Origin of the sequence: Idiomarina fontislapidosi (assembly GCF_003226255.1) — a bacterium.
Lineage (GTDB): Bacteria > Pseudomonadota > Gammaproteobacteria > Enterobacterales > Alteromonadaceae > Idiomarina > Idiomarina fontislapidosi.
The window spans coordinates 229,507-253,318 of sequence record NZ_QJST01000002.1 but is presented as its reverse complement, the minus strand read 5'-3'; the positions used below and the strand labels follow the sequence as shown (position 1 = coordinate 253,318).

Sequence of the window (23,812 nt, the reverse complement as noted above, 5' to 3'; positions counted from 1 at the left end):
CGCATCGCTCATTACGCTTAAGGCGTGCTATGATTAACGGCTTTGGTGAAGGTGTTACGAGGAATAATATGGCAGGTAATGCGGCTCGTCTTAAAAAAATAATTATGATAAACGGCCACCTCCCCGGTATTGTGGAGCTTGATGTCGAAGGACATACCAATATCTGTGGCAGTAATGCCTCGGGGAAAACGACACTACAACGCATGATTCCGGTGTTTTATGGTGAGCAGCCGAATAAGGTGGTACCGAAAACGCGCGATAACTTTGATAAATTTTACCTCCCATACAGTAACAGCTACGTTATTTACGCATACCAATCGGCGGCACAGCGAGATGTTCAAGTCGTGCTCACCAAGCGCAGCGATGGTATCGACTATCGCTTTGTCGACGCAGACTACTGTGCGCAAGATTATCTCGATGAGCGTGCCGATAAAGTGGTGGCAGTGGATTATTCGGAGTGGTTAAAACGACTGCGGGCCAAAGGTTACGTGTTCAGCCACAAAATAAGCGCCACTAGTGAGTTCCGTACGCTGATTCAGAATGATGTTCAAGCATTACAACACACACAGAAAGATAGCGTTAAGTTACGGCAGTTGGCAGCACGCTTTGCATTGGTAAAATCGCCGCATAAGTTACGTCATATAGAGAAGCTCGTTAGTGCTGTGCATGCAAAGGAAGGTAAAATGGATATCTTACGCAGCATGTTGGCGGCGATTCTCGAAGAAGATGGTCACGCGGTTCCTCATAGCTCAATTCGCGGCGAAAAGATTCGCCGATGGATTGAGCAAATGCGTCAGAATATGCGACTAGATGAGTTGCAATCTGCATTTAAGGAGTTGTCAGCAAGCTCGCATCGCTACGGTGATGAATTGGCTGAGCTATGGGCGATTCAACCACTACTGGTCGAACATCGCGAACAACTGGCGGATCACGAGCATGACTTAAAGGCACGTTTGAAAACTATTGAACAGCGTATGAGTGAGCGTACCGCTGATTATGAGCAACAACGTGATCAGATCAATGAAACGCTCAGTGAACGTAAAGCCGAGCTAAAACAGGTCGAACGGCAACTTGATGATGCCCAAAGTCGAGCCGATGCGTTTCGCGATGAGAATATTGAGGAATGGGAACATAAAATTGACCGCTTAACCGAGCTGCGTGAGCAAGCAGAAGAGGTCAAGCAACACCGTATTGTATTGCTCGAAGCCCATCAAAACGAGCGTCAGCAACTTGATAGTGAAAAGCTAAAACTGACCGAACGCCAGCAACGCCGTGACGCGAAACACCAAGCGAAGCTCGATACCATCGCCACTGAGCTTTCGGACTTGCATGCACAACATGGTGAGGCACTGAGTGAGCTCCGTGAACTGCACCAACAAAGGCGTAGCGAGCAAACTGAGCGCTGGCGTCATGAGCAAGAGGCGGTTAAGTTAAAGTTGGCGGCACTTGACTCTCAGCAAGCGCAGCATGCGAATGCTGATGAACAACAACGCCTCGATGCATTAGCCGAACGAGTTGCTGATGCACAAACCCAATTTACTTTGCAGCGCGACCAGCTTGAGCAGGCTCGAGAGCAATTAAACCAAGCTCAACGTGAGCGCCTGCGCGTGAGTGACGCGCTAAGCCGTGAACGTGAACAACTCAGCTCAATAAAAGCAGCCATCAAACAAAAAGAAGTCGAACTTGAACCCAATCCCGATAGCCTGAGGGGCTTTTTACACGAGCAGATGCCAGAGTGGCATGCCACGATCGGGAAAGTCATTGCGCCGGCGCTACTAGAACGTACTGACTTAAACCCAGTCGTTGAAGCAGACAGCGGCAGTGTCTTTGGGGTGAAGATTGACTTGGCGGCTATTGAGCCAACGCGCCATGGAGATGAGCACGGTAAAGCTGCGCTTAAAGTCTTGCAGCAACAGCGACAAGCGCACCTACAACGAATCACTGAGATCGAACAGCAGCTCGCCGATGAAACGCAACGGGTCAGTACGGCAGAAACCCAGGTACAGCAAGTACAGCAGCAGCTCCATAAGCAACAGCGTGAAGTCGAGTATGCGTTAGATGCTCAGGCACGGCTCAAGGCTGAGGTCAAACAACAGGTCGCTGAACGCGCTGAGCAATTAAGTACCCAACAAGCGGCCTTAGAGGAGCGCCTTGAAAGCCTTAAAGAACATATCGAAAGTAGCGCGCAAGAGTTAAAAGAGCAGCAACGCAGTGCTGAAATCGAGTTAAAAGCCGAACAGCAAGATGCAATTGCTCAGCTACAAGAAGCCCAGACGTTTGAGCGCCAACAGCAGGAGCAAGAGCGCGCACAAATTAAAGACGATATTAAAGCACTCGAACGCGCCTTTGGCGACAAACTTGCCCAGCAAGGTGTTAACGAGCAGGATATTGAGCAATTGCGGTCGCGAGAGGAACAATTAAACGAGGCGATTCAAGCTGCGGTTGCTCAACAGGAGCGGGTGCGTGAGTATCGCCACTTCAAACAATCGATATGGCAGTCAGCGCGCCCTCAATGGCAACAGCAAGAGCAGGCGCTGCAATCTGAGATTGTAGCCATCGAGGATAAAAAGCGACTCGCAAAAGATAGCTATGATCAGAGTAAAGCGCAGGATATAAAACTACGCGAGCAAAGTAAGTCGGCGTTAGAACAGACCAGTATGCTGTTACAGCGATTGCGTGAGGCCGTTAACAAACTAGACCATTTGCCGACTCTGACACCGGAATTGCAACAGAGCCGCACTCACGAAAGTCCCTTGAACAACACCGATAGTAGTGAGCTTTTGGGGCGTTGCGACGACGTTTACGAGCGCTTCTTACATAGCGATAAAGTACTGAACGAACAGTTACGTCAGTTTGATAATCAATTGCGCCGTGATGCTCAGGCCGATTTTCTGAACTTCATGGAAGAAAGTCGTCAACGTATGAACGTCGGTGATGATATTGCGTCCAATTTAGCTCTGTACCAAGCAATGCTGAATTATCTAGAGGAACATCAGCAGGCTATTTTGGCGACCGGTCATAATATCAGTAAAGATCTGGTGGATTTCTTCACTGTGTTTAATGATATTCATAAGCGAGTCGCTCAGTATAGTCGACGGCTAACCGATGCCGTTGGCGACGAGCTCGCGTTATCGGGTATTGACCGAGCGGAAGTTAAAATCAGTTCAACAATAGATGCTTTAGGTTTTTGGGAGCCGTTGAAACAGTTTGTTGCGAGCTATGAGCGTTGGCAACAATCAGGCGACGTGCTACCTCAAGAAGATTACCTGGTGCAACTGGGAATGGTCGCTGATATTTTGCGTGCCGACCAAAAATACAGTATCGAATCACTGCTTAAAATTGAACTATTCCTTACTGAGGGTGGCAACGAGTTAGTCATACGTAATGATCGGCAGTTGGCAGAATCCTCTAGTCATGGAATGGCTTACCTCATACTGTGTAAGTTTTTATTAGCGTTTACTCGTCTGTTACGCAGTGATGCCGAGGCGATTGTTCTTCACTGGCCTATTGATGAAATCGGAACCTTGGCGTATCACAATGTCGAAAAGCTATTTGCTGCCTGTGACAGTAATCAAATCCAGATTGTGGGTGCGTTTCCTAACCCAGAATCCGATGTGTTGATGCTGTTTAAACATCGCTATTTGATTGAAGCACACCCCAACGTGGTGGGCAAAGGCCAACTCAAACGGATTCAACCCAAGACTTCAGGTCTTTCAGAAAAGCTCGCACACCTCGTTAACAAGGAGTATAGCGCATGATGACGCATGGTCCCCTTATCGAAGCCTTACTCAATGGTGAATTTATTTGTGCACAACGCTTTCCTGAATATCACCAACAGCTTCAGGATGAGGCACTGAAGAGCCAAATTAATGATTATTTGCGCCCGTTGAATCGAACCGTCAGTGAAGTCGCGGATGGTAGTGTATTCTTTTTAAGTTACCAACGCCTTGATAAGCAAGGCCGTGAGCATTTGCGCCAACAGTTTACGCAAACATTGGCAACGTTGATGCCTTTATTGGAATGGCTTACGCTGATTCAAGAAGCCTTGGGTCACGATAGTACCCTTGTGCCAGGAGATACAGTGAAACTGCCCGAGTGGGTCATGGCGTGTGAAGATAATCCCAGTTTAAAGCAGCGCTTGGCTCACCTCGCCAAAGATCGCTTTTTTAACTCTCAAGCAGAAACCGTTGATGCTCAAATAAAACAAATTGCTAAACGGTTGGTCGAGCATGGGTACCTGATGCAACCCCATCACGATAGACCCTATTTTATCGTGACCGGAAAAGTAGACTACTTAATTGACGTGATCCGCTTTATTCGCGATGAAGAGAACTTACCCGTTGAAGAAAATCCAGAGCAGGAGGCGTTACTGTAAATGGTAGGGCAGCAACTCAGCGTTTCTGATCAGCTTCTCGAACAAGGGGAAAAGCGGCTTAACCTCATCGGGCGCCATGCCGGTATCTTGATGCACGCGTACCAAACGGGTGAACTTGATAGCTTAGCGGTTAACGAGGGCGTGCTTCGCAACTTGTTGAATGCACGGATTATCTATCAGCCTGAGAGCGGGCAGGGTTATCGTTTAAGAGCCCCGGTAGCACAGCTTATTGCAAGCCTTGTAGTGGATGAGCGAAGACGCTCGATTCAAGCTGATGTGGCCGATAAACTGGAAGTTATTCGCGGACAAGTCGATGCATTTCGAAAAGCACAGCGGCTTGGCGATATGCACCTCGGTGAACTTAAACTGCACATTATTGAAGAACGAGTGCATGATCTGGTATCCGAATTCGATGAGGCGATTCATAGTTTATGGAATCGCCTCAATACGGACTTTGGTTTTGCTGCTAATCTTGATGAGAAAATGGCTGAAAACCAGCGTGCGCAGAATCAAATTGAACGTCTGCTAGATGGCCTCTCGATGATTGACTATGATGAGTGCATTGCGCTTGCCGATGGTCACGTCAAACTGCGCCACTTACTCGTCGTTCACCTGCAACGCCGTACCAGTTTGCAACGTGCGAGTATGCTCGAGATTCAGCACCGTATGATTGAGTTGATGAGCCGTTTTCGAGAGCAGCAGTCGCGTAGCTTGTTAGTGAGTAATATGGCGCAGTTTCTGCGTCAGCACCCCGATCTTAAGGTGAGTGATTACACAGAGCAAAGCCAGGTGCCGAACTTATTCAACCAAGCGTGCGCTATTCAAGGCGCTGCGCACCTTGATGTGAATGACCGTCAAGCACAGTCAGAAACACTCACAGCGTTGCATGAAGCGCTAAAACAAACACGTCATTTACGCAATGATGACGTAGCCTCAAGCGAGTCGGCACAAGCGACGGAATTTACCCACGATTCTGTGCTCGAAACTCAGCAAAGACAATTAAAACAGGACGTAGACCAATTCTTTGTTGATGTTGCACAAAGCCAACAGCCGCAGTCTGCACTGGATTACCTTGCCCAAAGTGCGCTGAGTTGGCCCGGTGAGATTTGGTTATTTCAGGTGCTCAGCGAATACGAGACACTCGCCAAGGCGGTGCAGGCGCAACTTCCGTTGCACCGTCAAGAGCGCGCTGTGAGCCGAACAAATGATGTGCAGATTATTGAAGATATCATTGTGACGCCTCCCTCGCGTGCTGCTTAGCCGCGCTAAGGTAGCCAGATATCAGTGAGCGGGCTGTCGAGGCTGTACCGATATCGTATTTGGGCTTGCAAAAGCTCAGCACAGGCGAGGGCATCTGTGAGTGCATCGTGGGGCGCATAAAATGGCAAGTTATACCGTTCACGGCTATCCGCTAAGCGAATCGATAACGGACGTTTACCCATTAATCGTGACCATAACGAACGGCGTTGGCGATGAAAGCGCGCCTCGATCGCCATGGTGTCGATGACTGGGAAGTGAATATGTTCGTTAAAACGGGCATCCATGGCTTTCTGAAGAAAGGGGCGCTCAATACCGTTGTAGTGTACCACCCACACCTTTTCAGCAACCAACTCAAGAAGTTCAGGTAGGATGTCCTCTAAGTCAGGCGCTGATTGAATGTCCGAATGGGTAATGCCATGAATAACCACCGATTCATCCGTCAAATCTTGGCGCGGCTTGACGACCCACTGACGTGCCTGTGACAGGAAAATACGATGTGCTGTCATAGGCACGGCGGCAATGCTGACAATGCTGTTTTTTTGGCAGTCTAACCCTGTGGTCTCGAAATCGACGGCGACCATCGGCGCGTCCTTAACTAAGGTTTCTTTGTTCACCATGCCGTGTCCAAAGTAAGTTTTGAACATCGGTGTGTTAACACGATCAGCCCACGCGGCAAAGTCATGTGACCAGTCGCGGTCAGCGTCCGTATTAACCACCTCGCGTGGTTTTAAATAGAACATGCCTGCTTAGCCTCCTGCATAGCGATAGCGTAGGTATTTTTGCGCATTACTTAGGATCTGGAACGCATCCTTTAAATTCTTGCGTTCAAAATCGGATAGTTGTTCCGGAGCAACGTTATTATCGGGCGTTTCGCCCTCGGTGAGCGCAATGGCTTGATGTCGAATGCGGACCATCGATATTAACTCAAGCGCATCGCGTAGATCGGGACCCCGACCTTTAGGTAATATGTTGGCTTCCATTATATCCTCGAGACGGGCAAACGAATTACGTTGCGTAGAGCCAACTGCCAAAGCATGCACGCGAATGAGATCGGCAACCGGTGCAGTGCCTCGACGCTTGGTGTTAATACTATTACGATGCTTGCCATCTTTCTCCATCACAAAGTCTTTGAAGAAACCAAGTGGCGGTGTGCGGCCTAACGCATTACGCGCCATTGATCCTAAAAAGCGTTTGTTATCCTTAGCTTTAACGCGGATCAACTCATTGAGTTGCTTAGCGAAACTGAATTCACCCCACACGCCGTCTAAATCAAAGAAGATAGACGAGTGAAGCAGCCGCTCCGGCGATGGATTGTCTATCCAGTCGGTGAAATACTTCTTCCACACATTCAGCGGTTGGCGCCACTGACTGTTGGTTGCCATGATACCGCCTGTGCAATAAGTGTATCCGCAGGCATCTAATCCATCTGAGACAAATTTAGCCAATGCTTTAAAGTAGGCGTCATGCTGCTTGGGAATAAAGTCATCGTGTAGAACCAATGCATTGTCTTGGTCCGTTACAATGGATTGTTCATCGCGTGCCATTGAGCCTAGCGCGAGAAAGCAGTATGGGATAGGAGGCGGACCTAACTCGATTTCCGCCAGTTCCAGTAAACGTTGTTTAAAGCTACGCCCGATTGTTGCCATGGCAGAGCCAATCATGCGTGAGTTGGCATCTTCATTAACGAGTCGAACAAAGCTCGCCTCAACGCTTTCTTTTAGCTGCGCTAATTCTTCAAAGGTATTTTGTTTAAATATACTGCTGACTACGTAGAGACTTGATTTAGACTCGTGTCGAACGACATCAGATAACGCGACCACACCGATAAGGCGTTGCTTTTTAAGTACGGGCAGGTGGTGCAAGTTGGTGCGTAACATGGTCAACATTGCTTCGAAAATGCGCTGATTATGCTCGATATAGACCAAGTTTGATGACATCACATCACGCACCGGGTCGGTGGGTGACTTTTCAACAGCGAGTACGCGTTTACGCAGGTCTTTATCGGTAATAATGCCGAGTACATCATCGGGGTCTTCACCACAAATCAGCAATGATGAAACCTGCTCGTCCGTCATTTTGCGCGCGGCTTCGACAATGGGTGCACTCGACTCAATGATAACCGGATGCCGACTCAGTAAGGTTTCGACTGTTTCAACAAATAAGTCATTTCGTTGCTCTCGTTCACGCACCGCTAAATTAACACGTTGATGCTCTTCAACCTCGACCGCATCAGCGAAGGCGTCGTACTCGTCATAAAGGCGGTTAAATAAGGTCCCTGGGACATAATAAATTAGGCTATCTTCGAGCGCCTTGACGGGATATCGCACACGTCCTTTCCGTAATAGCCCGGCTTCACCAAAAAAGCCACCGGCACTGAGTCGGTTAAAGAGTTCGCCGTTGCGCTTATAGGTTTCTATCGCACCACTGCGGATGACATGCAGATCACTGATTGGTTGATTGTACTCAAGAACCTGATCGCCTTTTTGAAAATAGCCCACTTCAATTTGAGTGGCGATGGTTTGAAGCTCCTCTTCGGGTAAAATAGTAAAGGGAGCATATTGCTTAATGAAGTTAAATATTTCGATGTGTTCGGCTTCCATGACATCACCTCAGGTACAAAAAAGCGGCGCGAGGAGCGCCGCTTTTGTTTCAAAACAACCGCTGCGTGTTATCCGTTTTTACCGACTCGCGGCTCAGAGCGCAAGCCCTGAATAACAGCGACACACGCTGCCAAGAGTACAATAGTGAATGGTAGTCCTGCTGAGACCGCCATTGCTTGTAGTGCAACAAGTCCACCACCGAGGATTAGGGCGATAGCAACTAAGCCCTCGAAGGTACACCAGAATACACGTTGTGGTACGGGCGCTTCGACTTTACCACCGGCACTAATGGTGTCGATAACCAGTGAGCCAGAATCCGATGATGTCACGAAAAACACGATAACCAGAATGATACCGATAAATGACGTTACCGAAGCCCATGGTAATTGCTCAAGCATAACGAACAGCTTCAGTGATAAATCAGCATCAACGAGGTCTTGCGCACCATTAATGACCTGTTCAATAGCGATGTTGCCGAATACTGACATCCAGAATACACACGCCAGTGAAGGCACTAACAATACAGATACTAGGAACTCACGCACAGTACGTCCGCGTGAAACACGCGCAATGAACATACCGACGAACGGTGACCATGCAATCCACCAAGCCCAGTAAAATGACGTCCAGCCTTGCGTGAAGTTTAAGTCTTCACGTCCCACAGGGTTAGATAGCGCGGGTAGGTTAGTCACATAATTGACGAGGTTCTCACCAAAGCCTGTGATGATCGCGAGGGTTGGACCAACAATGATGACGAAAAGCAGCAGCAACGCGGCTAAAGTCATATTGATTTGCGATAACCGTTGTACACCTGACTCCAAGCCTGCAAGCACGGAAATCAACGCAATTGCGGTGATACCCATGACCAGTAACACTTCTGTTGTTTCACCCTTAGGTAAGTCGAACAGGAAGTTTAGACCCGCCGCTGCCTGTGATGCGCCTAATCCCAACGACGTGGCAAGACCGAAAAGTGTTGCCAAGATAGCGATGGTATCGATGATGTGACCTGGCCATCCCCATACACGTTCTTTAAGGATTGGGTAAAAGATTGAACGTACGGTTAGCGGAAGACCCTTGTTGAAAGAGAAAATGGCTAACCCGAGCGCCAGAATGGCATAAATCGCCCATGGGTGTAGTGCCCAGTGGAAGATCGTAGCCGCCATGCCGAGTTCACGCGCAGCCGCTTCGTTACCACCCGCAGCGCCTAACGGTGCCCAGTCAGTGCGCACACCATTCTCCATGGAGATACCACCGAGCGACGATGAGAAATGCGAAATAGGTTCTGATACACCGTAGAACATCAAACCAATACCCATACCTGCGGCGAACAACATCGAGAACCAACCCAAATATGAGAAGTCGGGTTTAGCTTCGGTGCCACCGATACGGACGCGGCCCAATGGGGTAAAAATAAGTACCAAAGCAACGACAACAAAAATGTTTGCGGCACTTAGGAAAAACCAATCCAAGTTTGAAGTCAGCCATCCGCGTAAACCGCTAAACAGTGGCTCGGCTTGCTCTTGGAAGATTAAAGAAAACAGAACAAATGCGATGATTGCCAGTCCCGATACAGCAAAAACCCGATTGTGGAAGTCTAATCCAAATGGGCCTACTTTCATCACGACATTATCTTGTCCAACTTTATAGTCAGTATCGATGGGATTGACTTCCCCATCGGGGATCATCGGATCCTTCTCTGCCTGACTTTCATCTATATCCTTGTTCTCGCTCATGGACATCCCCTTTATTTGTTGTGATTAGTGAGTACATTCTGCAAATTTACACTTAATTTACCGAAGTTTAGAGTAAACAGTTCACCTGCGCGAGCAAAAACCCTTGTTTTTATAGCAAATGACAGAGTGTTTGCAGCTTTAATAAACTATTCTACTCTACCGGTGGTGTAGAACCAGCGTTCAGATAGCTTAACAAAGTCACTGCGTTCTTCCATCCAAGTCAGTTCGCCTTGATCGTGATAAAAGGCACGGAAATGAACCTGACCTTGCTTATCAGACATTTCGTGAGAAATAATCTGCAATCGAATAAAGTCAGGCAAACCCTCTAAAGAGAGATCGCGGGGGCAGTGATCGTGGTGCCAAGTTTTGCGGATGTAGGGTAAGTCTCTATGTACGTACGCAGTATATCGTGAGCGCATTAACTGCTCGGGGGATTGCGCCTGCGCACGATTATCGATTAAAGGCTGGCAGCAGGTACCATAAGTATTCCCACTGCCACATGGACATGTTTGATTAGAATCCATTGGACATACTCGTAGTTTAAAACGCCCAGTATGCCAGTTTGTGATTGCTAACCCTACCTAAAACCAAAAGTGGACGTTAAATAGATAGCTGTCTTGCCGATAATCGGTCTCGGAAGCGGTGCGTCGTTGGTAACTTAAACCTAACGCAGTGCTGGGGTTAAACATATAGAATGCACCGAGTTCGGTTTGCCAATAACGAACTTCTCGTGTGAGGCGGCTGTACCGAGCGCTAGCGAATAATGTCAGGTTTGTTTGCGCTTGGTGCGCTATTCCGAGCTTGATACCTGGACCCGTATCCTGGTCTTCAGAGCGCGTATCTCCATCTTCGGTTTCAATCGTTAGGCGGTGCACCAGCAACTCCGAAAAGAAACGTGTGTTGGCATTCAAAACGTAATGGGTACCGATACCTGCGGTCAGCTCATCGGAGAATAAATCCACGCTATCATCGCGTGTCTCTAAAAACTCGCCAGCCAATCCTACATACCAATCATTTTGCCATTGAAGTTTTACCTCCGCGCGTGCGCCAGAGCCATCAAAAGCGGTTTGATTGGCGCTGCCATCGAAGTCAATTTCAGTGCTAATACCGCTCACTGTTAACTGGTTTAATGATTGCGCTGGTAAGGTGAACGCACTTTGCGCGACCGCAGGAAGCGAACAAGATGCGAGCAGAGCAAATGATGTTAAAGAGAGTTTAGTTTTCATTAGAGCCTCAATCAATGACTTAATTACCCGATAGGCTAGTTGCAGCAGCGCTGGCCGCCTATCAGTAATCAGGAAAACCGAACGTGCGATTTATCCGATAATTAGAGGTCTCGATGAATCGTTATTGATATGAGCGACGTAGTTAATGGGTGAATTTGGTCAGTATGTGAGGGAATCATCAGTGGACACTCATCGAACGTCGCATTTGGGTAAGGTCGTCATTTTTTATGACGGAGGATGTCCTTTATGTGTAAAAGAAATGCGTCATTTAAAACAGTGTGATCAGCACAATACTGTGGTGTTTGAAAATATTAACGCTGACGATTTTAACCGTCGTTACCCGAATATTGACCCTGTGGCGGCAAATCGTTTTTTACATGGTATTGACAAACAGGGACGGGAAATTTACGGCCTGGATGTCACCTATGCTGCTTGGCAAGCGGTTGGCAAAGGCGCCTACATAGCGCCCCTCAGATGGCCAGGGATTCGTTGGGTCGCGGACCGCGTTTACCTACTCTTCGCCAAACACAGAAATCGTATTTCGCGTTGGTTGACGGGGCAAGAGCGTTGTGAACAGTGCAATCTTTAGTAAAGTCCGTTAAAACCAACGCGGCGTGGCATTCTTATATTGAAAGTAGATGTCCTTGTGGCTGATCGCTAAAGCGCTTTCTTCATGGCGAACTTGAATAGATAGGGCGGTAACGCCGGCGACTAAACAGACCAAGGTAAATAGGGATGGGAAGGTTAAGAATAAGCCAATTTGTCCGATTATCACACCTTTAAAAATTGGATTGCGACTGCGTTTGAACGGCCCTTCGACAAGCAAAGGGTGGCGTGTGTTAGGATCAACACCAGAACGCCATTGCGCCTGCATATACGCGTGGCTGAAGCTCACCAGAAAAAGTGATAACAGCATCAAAGCGACACCCAGATAAACCACAACGGGTCGGTACAGTGTGTCAATGCGACCCAAATACGCATCCATATCCCACAATACTCTCGCCACACAAATAAGTAGAATGGCGCTACGAAAGAAATTAAAGCACTGTCTTACCCACCATTGACTGGTAAATAATTGGCCTGTATGAATTTGAGGATGCCCCATTCGAGCCCTTCGACCGAGCGCGACGCTACTGTAGTGAACGGCAATAACGCAGAAATAGATAGCAAGAAAATACTGACTCAATGTGTCAAAACTTAACACATGAAACTCCTATATTTTCGAATGAATATGCTATTCATTGTACTACTATTTTAATAATTTAAAACCCTAGTGAGCATGCATTCAAAAATGCATATGTAATTTGCCTTTTGCCAAGTGCCATGCGAGTCTTGATGTCATCAAAATTGATTCGATTTAAACTGGAGTAGGGTATGACCCGAGGTATCGGTTATCAAACGCAAAGCGACGCTTTGGCGCAACTAGTGAATATGGCAGAGAGTGCTGAACCCATTGATATTAGCGAGTTTAACCAGCGTATCGAAACCGCACAGACGTTGATGAGGGCGCAGGATATTGATGCGATTTACCTAAATGCGGGTACAAATTTAGAATACTTCACGGGTCTTCGCTGGTATCCCAGTGAGCGTTTGGTTGGCGCCATTCTGCCCGTTGAGGGAACGCCTAAACTCATTGCGCCCGCATTTGAATTAGGTTCGTTAGAACAAGCCATGCAGGTACCTTTAGAACCGTTGTTGTGGGAAGAGCACGAGTCACCGATTGAATTAATGGCTCAGACGTTGCGCGACGCATTTGGGGATGACGTGAGAATTGGGCTCGACGAGTCAACTGCTTACAGTTTTGTTGCTCGCTTAGAACAATGCATTCCCGCTCAGCAACTGTGTGATGCCAAATCGGTGATTGCTGAATGTCGCATGCGCAAGTCGAGCGCTGAACTTGCGTTGATTCAAACCGCCATGGATATGACCATCGCAGTCCATCGCGCGACCGCATCAATGCTTAAAGAAGGGATCAGTGCCAGTGAGGTTCGTCAGTTTATTGATGAGGCCCATCGTCGCGTAGGTGCCGCCGGTTCGTTTTTCTGTATTGTTTTGTTTGGCAAGGCAACAAGCTATCCACATGGTGTACAGCACGAGCAACACCTTCAGGCGAATGACTGGGTGCTGATTGATACCGGCTGTAAGCTACATGGTTATCACTCCGACATTACGCGGACCTATGCGTTTGGTGAGGCAACACCAGAACAGCAAAGGTTTTGGCAGTACGAGCGACAGCTACAGCAAGTGGCTTTTGATGCAGCCAAGTTGGGTCAACCGTGCCACACTGTTGATGACGCAGTGCGTCATGAGTTGGCAAGATTATCGCTTGAGCCTGATTACAAGCTACCCGGTGTTCCGCACCGAACGGGTCATGGTATCGGTATGGATTTGCACGAATGGCCCTACCTAGTGGGAGGCGATGACACACCGCTAGCAAGAGGCATGTGTTTTAGTAATGAGCCCATGGTAATTTTGCCTGAGCAATTTGGGGTCAGGCTCGAAGATCATTTTTACATGACCGACGACGGCCCGAAATGGTTCACTGAACCGTCTCGCTCGCTAGATGACCCATTAAATCTCGGTAAGTGAATCGCTTTTTCCTGTTAAGACGACCGCTTTAATGACTTTGGTCAAGTTATCTTTGGAGTGCTATAAATCTAATAAATAGAAACCTCCGTAGTTATCTTCAAATAACGTAAAAAGGAAGCGACATATGAGTTCAGGTAAATGTCCAGTCATGCACGGTAGCATGACAAACACAGGAAAAACGAATACACATTGGTGGTCCAATTCACTCAAACTCGAGATTTTGCGCCAGCACGACACCAAAGCGAATCCAATGGATTCGGACTTTAACTACGCAGAAGAGTTTAAAAAAATAAACTTGGAAGAGTTAAAGAAAGACGTAAAAGACTTGATGACCGACAGCAAGTCGTGGTGGCCAGCCGATTGGGGTCACTATGGTGGCTTTATGATTCGTATGGCGTGGCACTCAGCAGGTTCTTATCGTCTCGCTGACGGTCGCGGCGGTGGCGGTACAGGTAACCAACGTTTTGCACCATTAAATAGCTGGCCAGATAACGTAAGTTTAGATAAAGCTCGCCGTCTGTTGTGGCCGGTGAAAAAGAAATACGGCAACAAGCTGTCTTGGGCAGATTTGTTTATTCTTGCTGGAACCATGGCCTATGAGTCAATGGGACTCAAGGTGTTCGGTTTCGCTGGAGGACGCGAAGACATTTGGCACCCAGAAGAAGATATTTATTGGGGTAGTGAGAAAGAATGGTTGGATGCAACTAAGAACCGCTATGACTCGGATCAAGAGCGTGAGTCGCTTGAGAATCCTTTAGCGGCCGTGCAAATGGGTCTCATCTATGTCAACCCAGAGGGTGTTGACGGTCAACCCGATCCGTTGCGTACTGCGAAAGACGTGCGTGAAACGTTCAAGCGCATGGCAATGAACGATGAGGAAACGGTTGCATTGACAGCCGGTGGTCATACGGTCGGTAAATGTCATGGTAACGGAAAAGAAGAGAACTTAGGTCCTGAACCTGAAGCCGCCGATGTTGAAGAGCAAGGCCTAGGCTGGCGCAATAGCGGTGGCAAGGGCATGGGTCGTGACACAATGTCGAGCGGTATCGAAGGCGCTTGGACAACTCATCCTACTCAGTGGGATAACGGCTACTTCTACTTGTTATTCAATTATGATTGGGAATTGAAGAAAAGCCCAGCGGGTGCTTGGCAGTGGGAACCTATCGACATCAAAGAGGAAGACAAACCTGTTGATGTAGAAGATCCATCGATTCGTCACAACCCAATCATGACTGATGCCGATATGGCGATGATTAAAGACCCAGAGTATCGCAAGATTTCTGAGAAGTTTTACAATAACCCAGACTATTTTGCCGAAGTGTTTGCGCGCGCTTGGTTTAAGTTGACGCACCGCGACCTAGGACCAAAAGATCGGTATCTTGGCGCAGATGTGCCAGAAGAAGATTTGATTTGGCAAGATCCGATCCCGAAAGTGGATTACAGTCTGTCTGACAGCGAAGTGGCTGAAATCAAGAAAAAGTTACTTGATAGCGGTTTAACCGATTACGAGTTGATTTCTACAGCATGGGATAGTGCACGCACATTCCGTGGCTCAGACTATCGCGGCGGTGCCAATGGCGCACGCATTCGTCTTGCTCCACAAAAGGATTGGCACGGTAATGAGCCCGAGAAATTGCAGCGTGTGTTGTCGACGTTAGAGCGTGTCCGCAGTGAACTCGACAAACCTGTAAGTATTGCTGACTTGATTGTTTTAGGTGGCACGGCAGCGGTTGAGAAGGCCGTACACAAAGCAGGTTTTGACTTCACCGTACCGTTCACGCCAGGACGCGGTGACGCGACAGACGAGTGGACCGATGCTGAGAGCTTTGAACCACTTGAGCCGTTACACGACGGGTACCGCAATTACTTGAAGAAAGATTACCCAGTTCCGGCAGAAGAGCTGATGCTTGATCGTACGCAATTGATGGGGCTAACGGCACCTGAAATGACCGTGCTTGTCGGTGGTTTACGCGTTCTTGGCGCTAACTATGGTGAATCCAAACATGGCGTTTTCACTGACCGAGTGGGCACATTGACCAATGACTTCTTTGTTAACTTGACTGATATGGAAAATGTGTGGAAGAAAGCGGGTGACCATTATGAAGTCCGTGACCGTGCGACTGATACGGTCAAGTGGACAGCGAACCGTATCGATTTAGTCTTTGGTTCGAACTCTATTTTGCGCGCTTATTCTGAGCTCTATGCGCAAGATGATAACCAAGAGAAGTTCGTTAAAGACTTTATCCATGCGTGGGTCAAGGTAATGGATGCTGACCGCTTTGATGTGAAAGCAGCCTAGTTTGCGTTAAAGTGTTATACGTTGAAAAGCTCGTGCACTAAGCACGAGCTTTTTTTATGTGCTCAAATACTGTGAACTGAATCGCGCTCGATCACCCGAGGCTCAAACACAGTTTGGATATTATCGAGTTTTTGTTGGTAGATATGTTTTAGTACCCATCGCGCAGCCATGACACCCATGCCGCCGATGGGATAATCGATAGTGGTGAGCTTCGGATACATGTAGTGGGAGAAGTTGACGTTATCAAAGCCGACAATAGACAAGTCGTCGGGCAAGGTTAAGCCTTGTTCACGTGCGGTAGTGACAGCCCCCGCGGCCATCTCGTCATTTGCGCATACAATGGCGGTGATTTCTGCATCGGCGTGCAATAGTGCCGCAACGCCTTTAACACCGCCGAGTTCATGGAAGTCACCTTCGTAAAATAAGCTACTTTTAGATTCAATTCCATATTCAGCGAGCGCCCGCAAGTGGCCTAGATAGCGCTGTTCAGCGTCATTTTTCCACATAGGACCTGAAATATACCCAATCTTGCGATGGCCATTACGCAGCAAGTGCTGAGTGGCTAAGTAACCACCGTGTTGGTTATTCAACGTCACACAACGATCCGACAAACTGTCGACAAAACGATTGAGAATAACAAATGGCGTGCCGCTCTCATTAAGTTGACGTAAGTAGTCATCTGAAACCGCTTCGACATGCAAGATAAGGGCATCGCAGTTACGACTTTTTAAAAATGCGATACTTTCTTTCTCAAGCCTTTCATCACTGTGTCCAGCCGCGATGATGACGTGCTTTCCAGCACGCCGAAAAGCCGTTTCAATGTCACTGAGTAAGGTACCAAAAAATGGACCATTGAGTTCAGAAACCACAATGCCGATTGAGTTGGAGCGGCTCGATGCCAGAGATTGTGCAATAGAATTAGGGTGATAACCCAGTTTATCCATTGCATCGAGGACTTTCACTCGAGTTGCCTCGCGCACGGGGGCGTTATTATTAATAACACGAGACACGGTCGCTAAGGAAACGCCCGCGAGTTTCGAAACTTCGTAAATGGTCGCCATGTTAAGAGTATTGCTCCAACGCTTCTGATATTTGCTGAACACGCTTTTGTTTTAAGGTGTAGCGAAGCATAACTGCTGCAACGAGCAGGGATGCGAGTGCCGGCAGCACGGTAAACGCGAGTTGAATGCCGTGTTGCGCTTCAATATTTTGTATTTGATTGGGGGTGTAGTCGTAAAATGCTAACCACCAACCGCTAATCGCCCCCCCTAACGCGAGGCCAAACTTGATAAAAAATACCACCGATGAATACACCAGACCCGTCGCACGCACGCCTGTTTTCCAGTAGCCATAATCTGCTACGTCGGCGATCTTAGCCCACAGCATCGGTGTTCCCATCTGTAAGAATAGGCCCCACAAGAAGTACATAATAAATGCCGCTGTAAGTTGTTCGGGCGCAATCCAATAAGCTGCCACGCAGACGATAGCGGCTAAAACCTGAATACCAATATAGGCATTCACTTTATCCATATATCGGCAAACATATTGGGCTAATGCGCAACCAATGATATTGCCGACCATGCCGGTACTGACAAATGCGGTCACGAGGTCATCGCGTAATAGATAATACTTCACGTAATAAACGGCTAGGGTGTTTTTTAGTGCAATTCCCGTCAACACTAAAGCTGCAGCGATTGAAAGTCTGCGCCACTGCTCATTTTGCCACAATGTTTTCAGGGCTTCTCGGAGCGAAAGTTGCTGTTGTTTGGGAGGGTGAATACGTTCTTTTGTTCCGCAAAAACACACGACAAACAGCATCATACCCAGCACACTTAATGCGGCGATGGTGAGTTGATAACCAACGACTTGACTGCCCTGACCAAACCAGTCGACAAGTGGCAGCGTGCAGGTAGTAACGAGTAACCCACCGAGCATCCCCAACACAAAACGATACGACTGAACCGAGACACGCTCTGATGGGTCCTCGGTGAGCACACCACCAAGCGCAGAGTAGGGGATGTTGATCGCCGTGTACGCTAACATCAGCAGGGTATACGTCACGTAAGCATAAATAAGCTTGCCATTTTCATCGAAATCCGGAGTAGTAAATGCAAAGACACTGAATACAGCGAAAGGCACAGCCATCCAGACTAGGTAAGGGCGAAATTGACCGTGACGCGAACGCGTCTTGTCTGTGAGCAATCCCATCAGTGGGTCGGTGACCGCATCAATCAGTCGTACCACGAGGAACATGGTGCCGACGGCCGCCGCCGAGATACCAAAAATATCGGTATAAAAAAAAGCCAGAAACAACATGACCGTTTGGAAAATGATGTTACTGGCGGTGTCACCTAAGCCGTAGGCTATTTTTTCAGTGCGACTTAGCATATATCCTCCACAGCATGATGCTGTGATTGTCTAGCTAAGAAGAGTTGCTGTAAAGCTTTTGCACTGTTTTTGAGCGTCCTGCGTTGGGTGGCATAGTCTACATAAACAATTCCAAATCGCTGTGTGTAGCCTTCTGCCCATTCGAAGTTATCCATCAGACTCCAGGCAAAGTAGCCGCGGATATCAACGCCTTGCTCAATGGCATCATGAACTGCGAGTAAGTGCGACTGAAAGTAATCGACTCGCATGACATCGTTAACTTCATTTTTATCACAGACATCGTCGGTCGCTACGCCGTTTTCGGTAATATAAATGGGGGGTAAATTGTCAAACTGACGATCCAGCGTTAGCAAAATTTCAGTTAAGCCTTGTGCGTAGACTTCCCACCCCATGGTCGTAAGACCATCGCCGGTCGCCGGCACATCACTAAACCCGTGTTGTTCATTTGCTTTGAAAACCGTGCGGGTGTAATAGTTGACGCCAAGGAAATCAAGCGGTTGATTAATGATATCCATGTCACCGGGTTCGATACTCGGGCGGTCCGCTGACGCAAGTTGATTATGGATATGAGGATAAGTCCCGGTCAGCATCGGTTGTAGGTACCATAAATTGTGGTACTGATGTGCAAACTCTGCAGCCTCGCGATCAGCTGTGGAATCAGTAAGCGGATGACAAGGGCTAAAATTCAACACGACCCCTAGTTGGGGCGCGTTCTGACCGGATAAGCGCTGTCGCAATAATTGCAGCGCTAAACCGTGAGCCAGCAATAAATGGTGAGCTGCTTGGCGACCTTGCTTGCGTCGCGAGCCCGCATGCGGTTGTGGTCCTGGTGCATGAATACCTGCTTCATAACCAAGATAAGCGCTACAGAAAGGTTCATTCAGTGTTGCAATACTACTTACTTTGCTACCGAGTGCATCAGCAACAACACCCGCATAATCGGCAAACCGATATGCGGTCTCTCGGTTCAGCCACCCACCTTTATCTTCTAGATACTGGGGTAGATCCCAGTGATACAAGGTGACGTGGGATTGAACTCCGCGTTTAGTGAGCGCTTCAACTAACTTAATATAAAAATTTAAGCCCGTGTGGTTGATTTCACCGTTTGCTTTAATTACACGGCCCCAAGCGATTGAAAAACGATACGCATCAACACCTAGCTCACAAATCAAATCAACGTCGTCTTGCCAACGGTGAATGTGGTCGCAAGCAGTATCGCCATTACTGTTATCTTTGATAGTATTGGGTTGTTCGCAAAATGTATCCCAAATACAGGGTTCACGGCCGGCGATATCACCCTCTATCTGAAAAGAAGAGGTGGCGACACCGTAAACAAATGTTGGTCGACTTAAAACAGAATGATAGGGAAGCGTTATTTTTTTCATAAGAGTTTGCTCGTCAGGCAGGTTTTAATTGCCTTTGAATTAAATTATGCTATACATGAAAGCGCTTACATAATACTAGATGGTCTGATGGCTATCGTCAAAAAATAAAGCAAGAGGGAATTATGACAACTCCACAAACCTCAGCGTTGCATGGGAGTGGACAGCCGACCAATTATCGGTTCGCACTTACCGCACTCACATCACTGTTTTTTATTTGGGGCTTTATTACCTGCCTCAACGATATTCTTATTCCATATCTACGTCTATTATTCGATTTAAACTATGCACAATCGATGCTGATTCAGTTCTGTTTCTTTGGCGCCTATTTTATTATTTCGGTGCCGGCAGGCTTAATGGTCGGTAAAATCGGTTATAAATCGGGAATTATTGTAGGTTTACTGACAGCGGGTGCCGGCTGTGTATTGTTTTATCCAGCAGCACAAATGGAAGTGTACGGGTTATTTCTTGGTGCGCTATTTATCTTAGCGTCGGGCGTGACCATTCTACAAGTCGCCGCTAATCCTTATGTGACACGCTTAGGTCCAGAGAAAACGTCGTCCAGCCGCCTGACAATGACACAGGCATTTAACTCGCTGGGTACCACCGTTGCGCCGTTTTTTGGAACATGGCTTATTTTTGGTGGTGTTGCTGATCCCGAAGTGTCGGGTGTTTCCAAAGATACCGTTTCACTCCCTTATTTCATTCTCGCTGCGACCCTGGTCATCATGGCGTTGGTGTTTGTCCGCTTAAAGCTGCCAGCAATGGGTAAAGTCGACCAAGCAGCTCCGTTGCCGACGCAGGGCGGCGCTTGGGGTCAGAAACATCTGGTCTTGGGTGCGCTAGGTATCTTCGTTTATGTGGGTGCTGAAGTCGGTATTGGTAGTTTCTTGGCCATTTACCTGTCGCAAGACGACATCGGTGGTATGTCGACCTCGCAAGCTTCACACTACATTTCTTGGTATTTCGGTGGTGCCATGGTTGGTCGCTTTATTGGTGCAGCCGTTATGCAACGCTTCGCTGGTAACCGTGTACTGTTATTTAATGCGGTCTGTGCCATGTTACTGATACTGACCACCATCTTTAGTTCAGGAACATTAGCCATGTGGTCGATTCTTTTTGTCGGCTTATGCAACTCGATTATGTTCCCGACCATTTTTAGTCTGGCACTGCAAGGTTTAAAAGAAAGCACGGGGCAGGGTTCAGGCATTCTTTGTTTAGCGATTGTTGGTGGCGCAGTATTGCCGCTGTGTCAGGGTGCTTTAGCCGATATGATCGGTGTACAAGCCGCGTTTGTCGTGCCCTTGATGTGTTACGCCTACATCGCCTACTACGGTTTCGCCGGTTACGTACCACGTGCCTTTAAAAAAGCAAAGCAAACAGCTGAGGTTGCAGAATAATGAGACACAAAAAATGGCTAATGGCTGCACTTCCCGCAGCCATTCTTTCGGCCTGTAGCACAGATTCACAGGCACCCACTGAGCAGGACCCCGTGTGGCCACAACTCGACATTCCAGTTGCGCAAAAGTCAGCGATGGAACAGCGTATCGACGAATTGCTCGGTGAAATGACGCTGGAGCAAAAAGTCGCGCAAATGATCCAACCCGAAATCCGTGACATTACTGTCGAAGATATGCGCAAATATGGCTTTGGTAGTTACTTAAATGGCGGTGGGGCGTTCCCAAATAACGATAAATATGCAACGCCACAAGATTGGATCGCACTGGCGGAGGCGATGTACCAGGCATCAGTCGATGACAGCGTCGATGGTATCAATATCCCAACAATGTGGGGAACCGACGCGGTACATGGTCATAACAACGTATTAGGGGCGACGATATTCCCTCATAATATTGGTTTGGGAGCTGCCCGTAATCCTGCGTTGATCGAAGACATTGCCGAAGTGACTGCGACAGAAGTCATGGTGACCGGCATCGATTGGGTGTTTGCACCGACTGTTGCCGTTGCGCGTGATGTGCGTTGGGGACGTACCTATGAGAGTTACTCTGAGGACCCAGCGGTTGTGCGTGACTATTCAGCATCCATCGTGCGCGGATTGCAAGGGCATGTCGACGGCGACTTTTTGTCTGAGAAAAATGTCATTAGTACGGTAAAACACTTTATTGGTGACGGTGGAACCACAGACGGTATTGACCAAGGTAATACCGAAGTCGATGAACAAATGTTATTTGATATCCATGCGCAAGGTTATGTGGGTGGACTTGAAGCCGGCGCGCAAACCGTCATGGCGAGTTTTAATCGCTGGAATGGTGAAAAAATCCATGGCAGTAAATACCTGCTGACGGATGTGCTGAAAGAGAAGATGGGCTTTGATGGATTTGTCGTAGGTGACTGGAACGGTCATGGGCAAATTGAAGGCTGTACCAATGATAATTGCCCACAAGCAGCCAATGCAGGTCTTGATGTGTATATGGTGCCTACTCAGGCGTGGAAGCCTCTGTATGAAAATCTTATCGCACAGGTAAAAGATGGCACTATCGCCGAGTCGCGTATAGATGATGCAGTGCGCCGTATTCTACGTGTCAAAATGCGAGCGGGGCTGTTCGATAAGCCTTCACCCGCCAATCGTCCTTTGTCTGGTAAAACAGAACTCATTGGCGCAGATGAGCACCGCGCGATTGCACGTCAAGCGGTACGTGAATCATTGGTACTACTGAAAAATAATAATAACGTGTTGCCAATTAAACCGAACCAGCGAGTCTTAGTGGCTGGACCTGCGGCTGACAATATCGGTCAGCAGTCGGGTGGCTGGACGATTAGTTGGCAAGGCACAGGTAACTCAAATAAAGACTTCCCTGGTGGCACGTCGATATATGATGGTATCGCTGACGCTGTAAAACAAGCAGGCGGCGAAGCTGAGCTTGCTGTTAATGGTGAGTATCAAGAAAAACCTGATGTTGCAGTGGTCGTTTATGGTGAAACACCTTATGCGGAAGGTAATGGTGACATTGATAACGTCGATTACCAACGCGGCAACGCGGTTGACCTCGAGCTGTTAAAGCGCCTCAAGGAAAAAGGCATCCCCGTTGTTTCAGTGTTTATCAGTGGTCGTCCGATGTACGTCAATCCAGAAATGAATGCATCAGATGCCTTTGTAGCCGCGTGGCTACCGGGTAGCGAAGGAGCGGGTGTAGCCGATGTATTGGTGACCGATAAAAATGGACAGGTGCGTTACCCGATGACTGGGCAACTGCCTTTCTCATGGCCTAAAGCGCCGACTCAAGGTCGACTTAATGGTGATGAAGTTGGCTACGACCCATTGTTTAAACTGGGCTACGGCTTGAGCTTTGATGACAACGTAACCATCGACCCATTAAATACGGATTTCTCGGGCAGCGATATGCCGTTAGAAATGGCTATCTTTGATCGCGCGCCGCAGGCGCCGTGGCGTTTGATGATAGGTAACAGTGATGAGCGAAGCGAAGTGACCAGCAGTATTCAGTCACTGAGCGGCGTGCAAACTGAAACCTTTGATGACCAAGTGCAAGAGGATGCGCGACGCTTTACTTTTGCAGGCGAGGGCACAGGTTACTTCAGTTTTGTTAGTCCTTTCCCGCGTGATCTGCGCGCGTATAGTGTAGACGGTGGCGTGTTGAGTCTGACAGTTAAAGCGGATCCGAATCAACCTTTAACCCTGTCACTTAACTGTGGCGCCGACAGCTGTGAGTTTAGCCAAGCTATTGACGGCTATTTAAATGATAACTCGGCAGAGCAATGGACGACGTTAAACGTATCTGTTCAGTGCTTGGAACAAGCCGGTGTTAACACTGCCAGCACCGGTGAAGTGGTGCGCTTAGGCAGCTCTGCTGACACCTCTGTGAGCATTCGCGATATACGCTTGCAGGTGGCAGATGAGATTAACGGTGAAGCGCTTTGTCTAACGGGTGATAATGACTAAGTGACACCGCTTACTGACTCTGTGTAAAAGAAAGGCCAGCT

General features: G+C 48.1%; 17 protein-coding genes. 8 read left to right on the top strand and 9 right to left on the bottom strand.

Features of this window, described 5'->3' with window-relative positions; translation table 11 throughout:
* Nucleotides 1–68 precede the first annotated feature (68 nt).
* The 3 genes from DFP83_RS03760 to DFP83_RS03750 are packed head-to-tail and all read left to right on the top strand — an operon-like array spanning nt 69 to nt 5,635.
* Nucleotides 69–3,758, top strand: a complete 3,690-nt coding sequence (locus tag DFP83_RS03760; protein ID WP_157981522.1) for an ATP-binding protein — start codon at nt 69–71, stop codon at nt 3,756–3,758.
* A complete protein-coding gene (locus tag DFP83_RS03755; RefSeq protein ID WP_110573308.1) occupies nt 3,755–4,375 on the top strand; it encodes a condensin complex protein MksE in 621 nt (206 codons plus the stop codon). Before DFP83_RS03760 ends, DFP83_RS03755 begins: the two co-directional genes overlap by 4 nt.
* Entirely contained in the window at nt 4,376–5,635 is a 1,260-nt protein-coding gene (locus tag DFP83_RS03750) for a hypothetical protein (protein WP_110573306.1), read from the top strand.
* A 5-nt stretch (nt 5,636–5,640) separates the two neighbouring features.
* On the opposite strand, the gene DFP83_RS03745 is transcribed toward DFP83_RS03750, so the two are convergent.
* From DFP83_RS03745 to DFP83_RS03725, 5 genes are all read right to left on the bottom strand, one after another.
* Entirely contained in the window at nt 5,641–6,375 is a 735-nt protein-coding gene (locus tag DFP83_RS03745; RefSeq protein ID WP_110573304.1) for a 3'-5' exonuclease, read from the bottom strand.
* A gap of 6 nt (nt 6,376–6,381) precedes the next feature.
* Entirely contained in the window at nt 6,382–8,235 is a 1,854-nt protein-coding gene (locus tag DFP83_RS03740) for a DUF294 nucleotidyltransferase-like domain-containing protein (RefSeq protein ID WP_110573302.1), read from the bottom strand.
* 68 nt (nt 8,236–8,303) lie between these two features.
* Nucleotides 8,304–9,920, bottom strand: a complete 1,617-nt coding sequence (locus tag DFP83_RS03735; protein ID WP_241971582.1) for a BCCT family transporter — start codon at nt 9,918–9,920, stop codon at nt 8,304–8,306.
* A 194-nt stretch (nt 9,921–10,114) separates the two neighbouring features.
* Complete coding sequence (locus DFP83_RS03730) at nt 10,115–10,492, bottom strand: YchJ family protein (protein ID WP_110573298.1); 378 nt, start codon at nt 10,490–10,492, stop codon at nt 10,115–10,117.
* A gap of 57 nt (nt 10,493–10,549) precedes the next feature.
* On the bottom strand, nt 10,550–11,194 hold the full coding sequence (locus DFP83_RS03725) for an outer membrane beta-barrel protein (RefSeq protein WP_110573296.1): 645 nt from the start codon (nt 11,192–11,194) through the stop codon (nt 10,550–10,552).
* A 181-nt stretch (nt 11,195–11,375) separates the two neighbouring features.
* On the opposite strand from DFP83_RS03725, the gene DFP83_RS03720 reads away from it, so the two are divergent.
* Entirely contained in the window at nt 11,376–11,783 is a 408-nt protein-coding gene (locus DFP83_RS03720; RefSeq protein ID WP_275540949.1) for a thiol-disulfide oxidoreductase DCC family protein, read from the top strand.
* Between the two features lie 9 nt (nt 11,784–11,792).
* On the opposite strand, the gene DFP83_RS03715 is transcribed toward DFP83_RS03720, so the two are convergent.
* Complete coding sequence (locus tag DFP83_RS03715) at nt 11,793–12,398, bottom strand: methyltransferase family protein (protein WP_110573292.1); 606 nt, start codon at nt 12,396–12,398, stop codon at nt 11,793–11,795.
* Nucleotides 12,399–12,568: 170 nt separating this feature from the next.
* Between DFP83_RS03715 and DFP83_RS03710 the strand changes: the two genes are divergently transcribed.
* Together DFP83_RS03710 and katG are read left to right on the top strand one after the other, a co-directional pair.
* Nucleotides 12,569–13,783 carry a M24 family metallopeptidase gene (locus DFP83_RS03710; RefSeq protein ID WP_110573290.1) on the top strand — a complete coding sequence of 405 codons (1,215 nt, stop codon included), beginning with the start codon at nt 12,569–12,571 and terminating at the stop codon, nt 13,781–13,783.
* 124 nt (nt 13,784–13,907) lie between these two features.
* Nucleotides 13,908–16,082, top strand: a complete 2,175-nt coding sequence (katG, locus tag DFP83_RS03705) for a catalase/peroxidase HPI (protein WP_110573288.1) — start codon at nt 13,908–13,910, stop codon at nt 16,080–16,082.
* A 62-nt stretch (nt 16,083–16,144) separates the two neighbouring features.
* Here katG and DFP83_RS03700 read toward each other — a convergent pair whose 3' ends face one another.
* Genes DFP83_RS03700 through DFP83_RS03690 form a run of 3 tightly spaced genes read right to left on the bottom strand, consistent with a single transcriptional unit; the run spans nt 16,145 to nt 19,855 of the window.
* A complete protein-coding gene (locus DFP83_RS03700; protein ID WP_110573286.1) occupies nt 16,145–17,143 on the bottom strand; it encodes a LacI family DNA-binding transcriptional regulator in 999 nt (332 codons plus the stop codon).
* A gap of 1 nt (nt 17,144) precedes the next feature.
* Nucleotides 17,145–18,470 carry a glycoside-pentoside-hexuronide (GPH):cation symporter gene (locus DFP83_RS03695; RefSeq protein WP_110573284.1) on the bottom strand — a complete coding sequence of 442 codons (1,326 nt, stop codon included), beginning with the start codon at nt 18,468–18,470 and terminating at the stop codon, nt 17,145–17,147.
* Nucleotides 18,464–19,855: a GH1 family beta-glucosidase gene (locus DFP83_RS03690; protein WP_110573283.1), complete on the bottom strand. Its 1,392-nt coding sequence runs from the start codon at nt 19,853–19,855 to the stop codon at nt 18,464–18,466. The genes DFP83_RS03695 and DFP83_RS03690 overlap by 7 nt, the downstream gene beginning before the upstream one ends.
* Before the next feature lie 122 nt (nt 19,856–19,977).
* Between DFP83_RS03690 and DFP83_RS03685 the strand changes: the two genes are divergently transcribed.
* On the top strand, nt 19,978–21,252 hold the full coding sequence (locus DFP83_RS03685) for a sugar MFS transporter (RefSeq protein ID WP_110573281.1): 1,275 nt from the start codon (nt 19,978–19,980) through the stop codon (nt 21,250–21,252).
* Nucleotides 21,252–23,771, top strand: a complete 2,520-nt coding sequence (locus DFP83_RS03680; RefSeq protein WP_110573279.1) for a glycoside hydrolase family 3 protein — start codon at nt 21,252–21,254, stop codon at nt 23,769–23,771. The genes DFP83_RS03685 and DFP83_RS03680 overlap by 1 nt, the downstream gene beginning before the upstream one ends.
* The last annotated feature ends 41 nt before the right edge of the window (nt 23,772–23,812 follow it).

What these genes read in the sequence shown, in the direction of transcription:
- DFP83_RS03760 (WP_157981522.1), top strand. Translation starts at nt 69, where the DNA reads ATGGCAGGTAATGCGGCTCGTCTTAAAAAAATAATTATGATAAACGGC.
- DFP83_RS03755 (WP_110573308.1), top strand. Translation starts at nt 3,755, where the DNA reads ATGATGACGCATGGTCCCCTTATCGAAGCCTTACTCAATGGTGAATTT.
- DFP83_RS03750 (WP_110573306.1), top strand. Translation starts at nt 4,376, where the DNA reads ATGGTAGGGCAGCAACTCAGCGTTTCTGATCAGCTTCTCGAACAAGGG.
- DFP83_RS03745 (WP_110573304.1), bottom strand. Translation starts at nt 6,375, where the DNA reads ATGTTCTATTTAAAACCACGCGAGGTGGTTAATACGGACGCTGACCGC.
- DFP83_RS03740 (WP_110573302.1), bottom strand. Translation starts at nt 8,235, where the DNA reads ATGGAAGCCGAACACATCGAAATATTTAACTTCATTAAGCAATATGCT.
- DFP83_RS03735 (WP_241971582.1), bottom strand. Translation starts at nt 9,920, where the DNA reads ATGATCCCCGATGGGGAAGTCAATCCCATCGATACTGACTATAAAGTT.
- DFP83_RS03730 (WP_110573298.1), bottom strand. Translation starts at nt 10,492, where the DNA reads ATGGATTCTAATCAAACATGTCCATGTGGCAGTGGGAATACTTATGGT.
- DFP83_RS03725 (WP_110573296.1), bottom strand. Translation starts at nt 11,194, where the DNA reads ATGAAAACTAAACTCTCTTTAACATCATTTGCTCTGCTCGCATCTTGT.
- DFP83_RS03710 (WP_110573290.1), top strand. Translation starts at nt 12,569, where the DNA reads ATGACCCGAGGTATCGGTTATCAAACGCAAAGCGACGCTTTGGCGCAA.
- katG (WP_110573288.1), top strand. Translation starts at nt 13,908, where the DNA reads ATGAGTTCAGGTAAATGTCCAGTCATGCACGGTAGCATGACAAACACA.
- DFP83_RS03700 (WP_110573286.1), bottom strand. Translation starts at nt 17,143, where the DNA reads ATGGCGACCATTTACGAAGTTTCGAAACTCGCGGGCGTTTCCTTAGCG.
- DFP83_RS03695 (WP_110573284.1), bottom strand. Translation starts at nt 18,470, where the DNA reads ATGCTAAGTCGCACTGAAAAAATAGCCTACGGCTTAGGTGACACCGCC.
- DFP83_RS03690 (WP_110573283.1), bottom strand. Translation starts at nt 19,855, where the DNA reads ATGAAAAAAATAACGCTTCCCTATCATTCTGTTTTAAGTCGACCAACA.
- DFP83_RS03685 (WP_110573281.1), top strand. Translation starts at nt 19,978, where the DNA reads ATGACAACTCCACAAACCTCAGCGTTGCATGGGAGTGGACAGCCGACC.
- DFP83_RS03680 (WP_110573279.1), top strand. Translation starts at nt 21,252, where the DNA reads ATGAGACACAAAAAATGGCTAATGGCTGCACTTCCCGCAGCCATTCTT.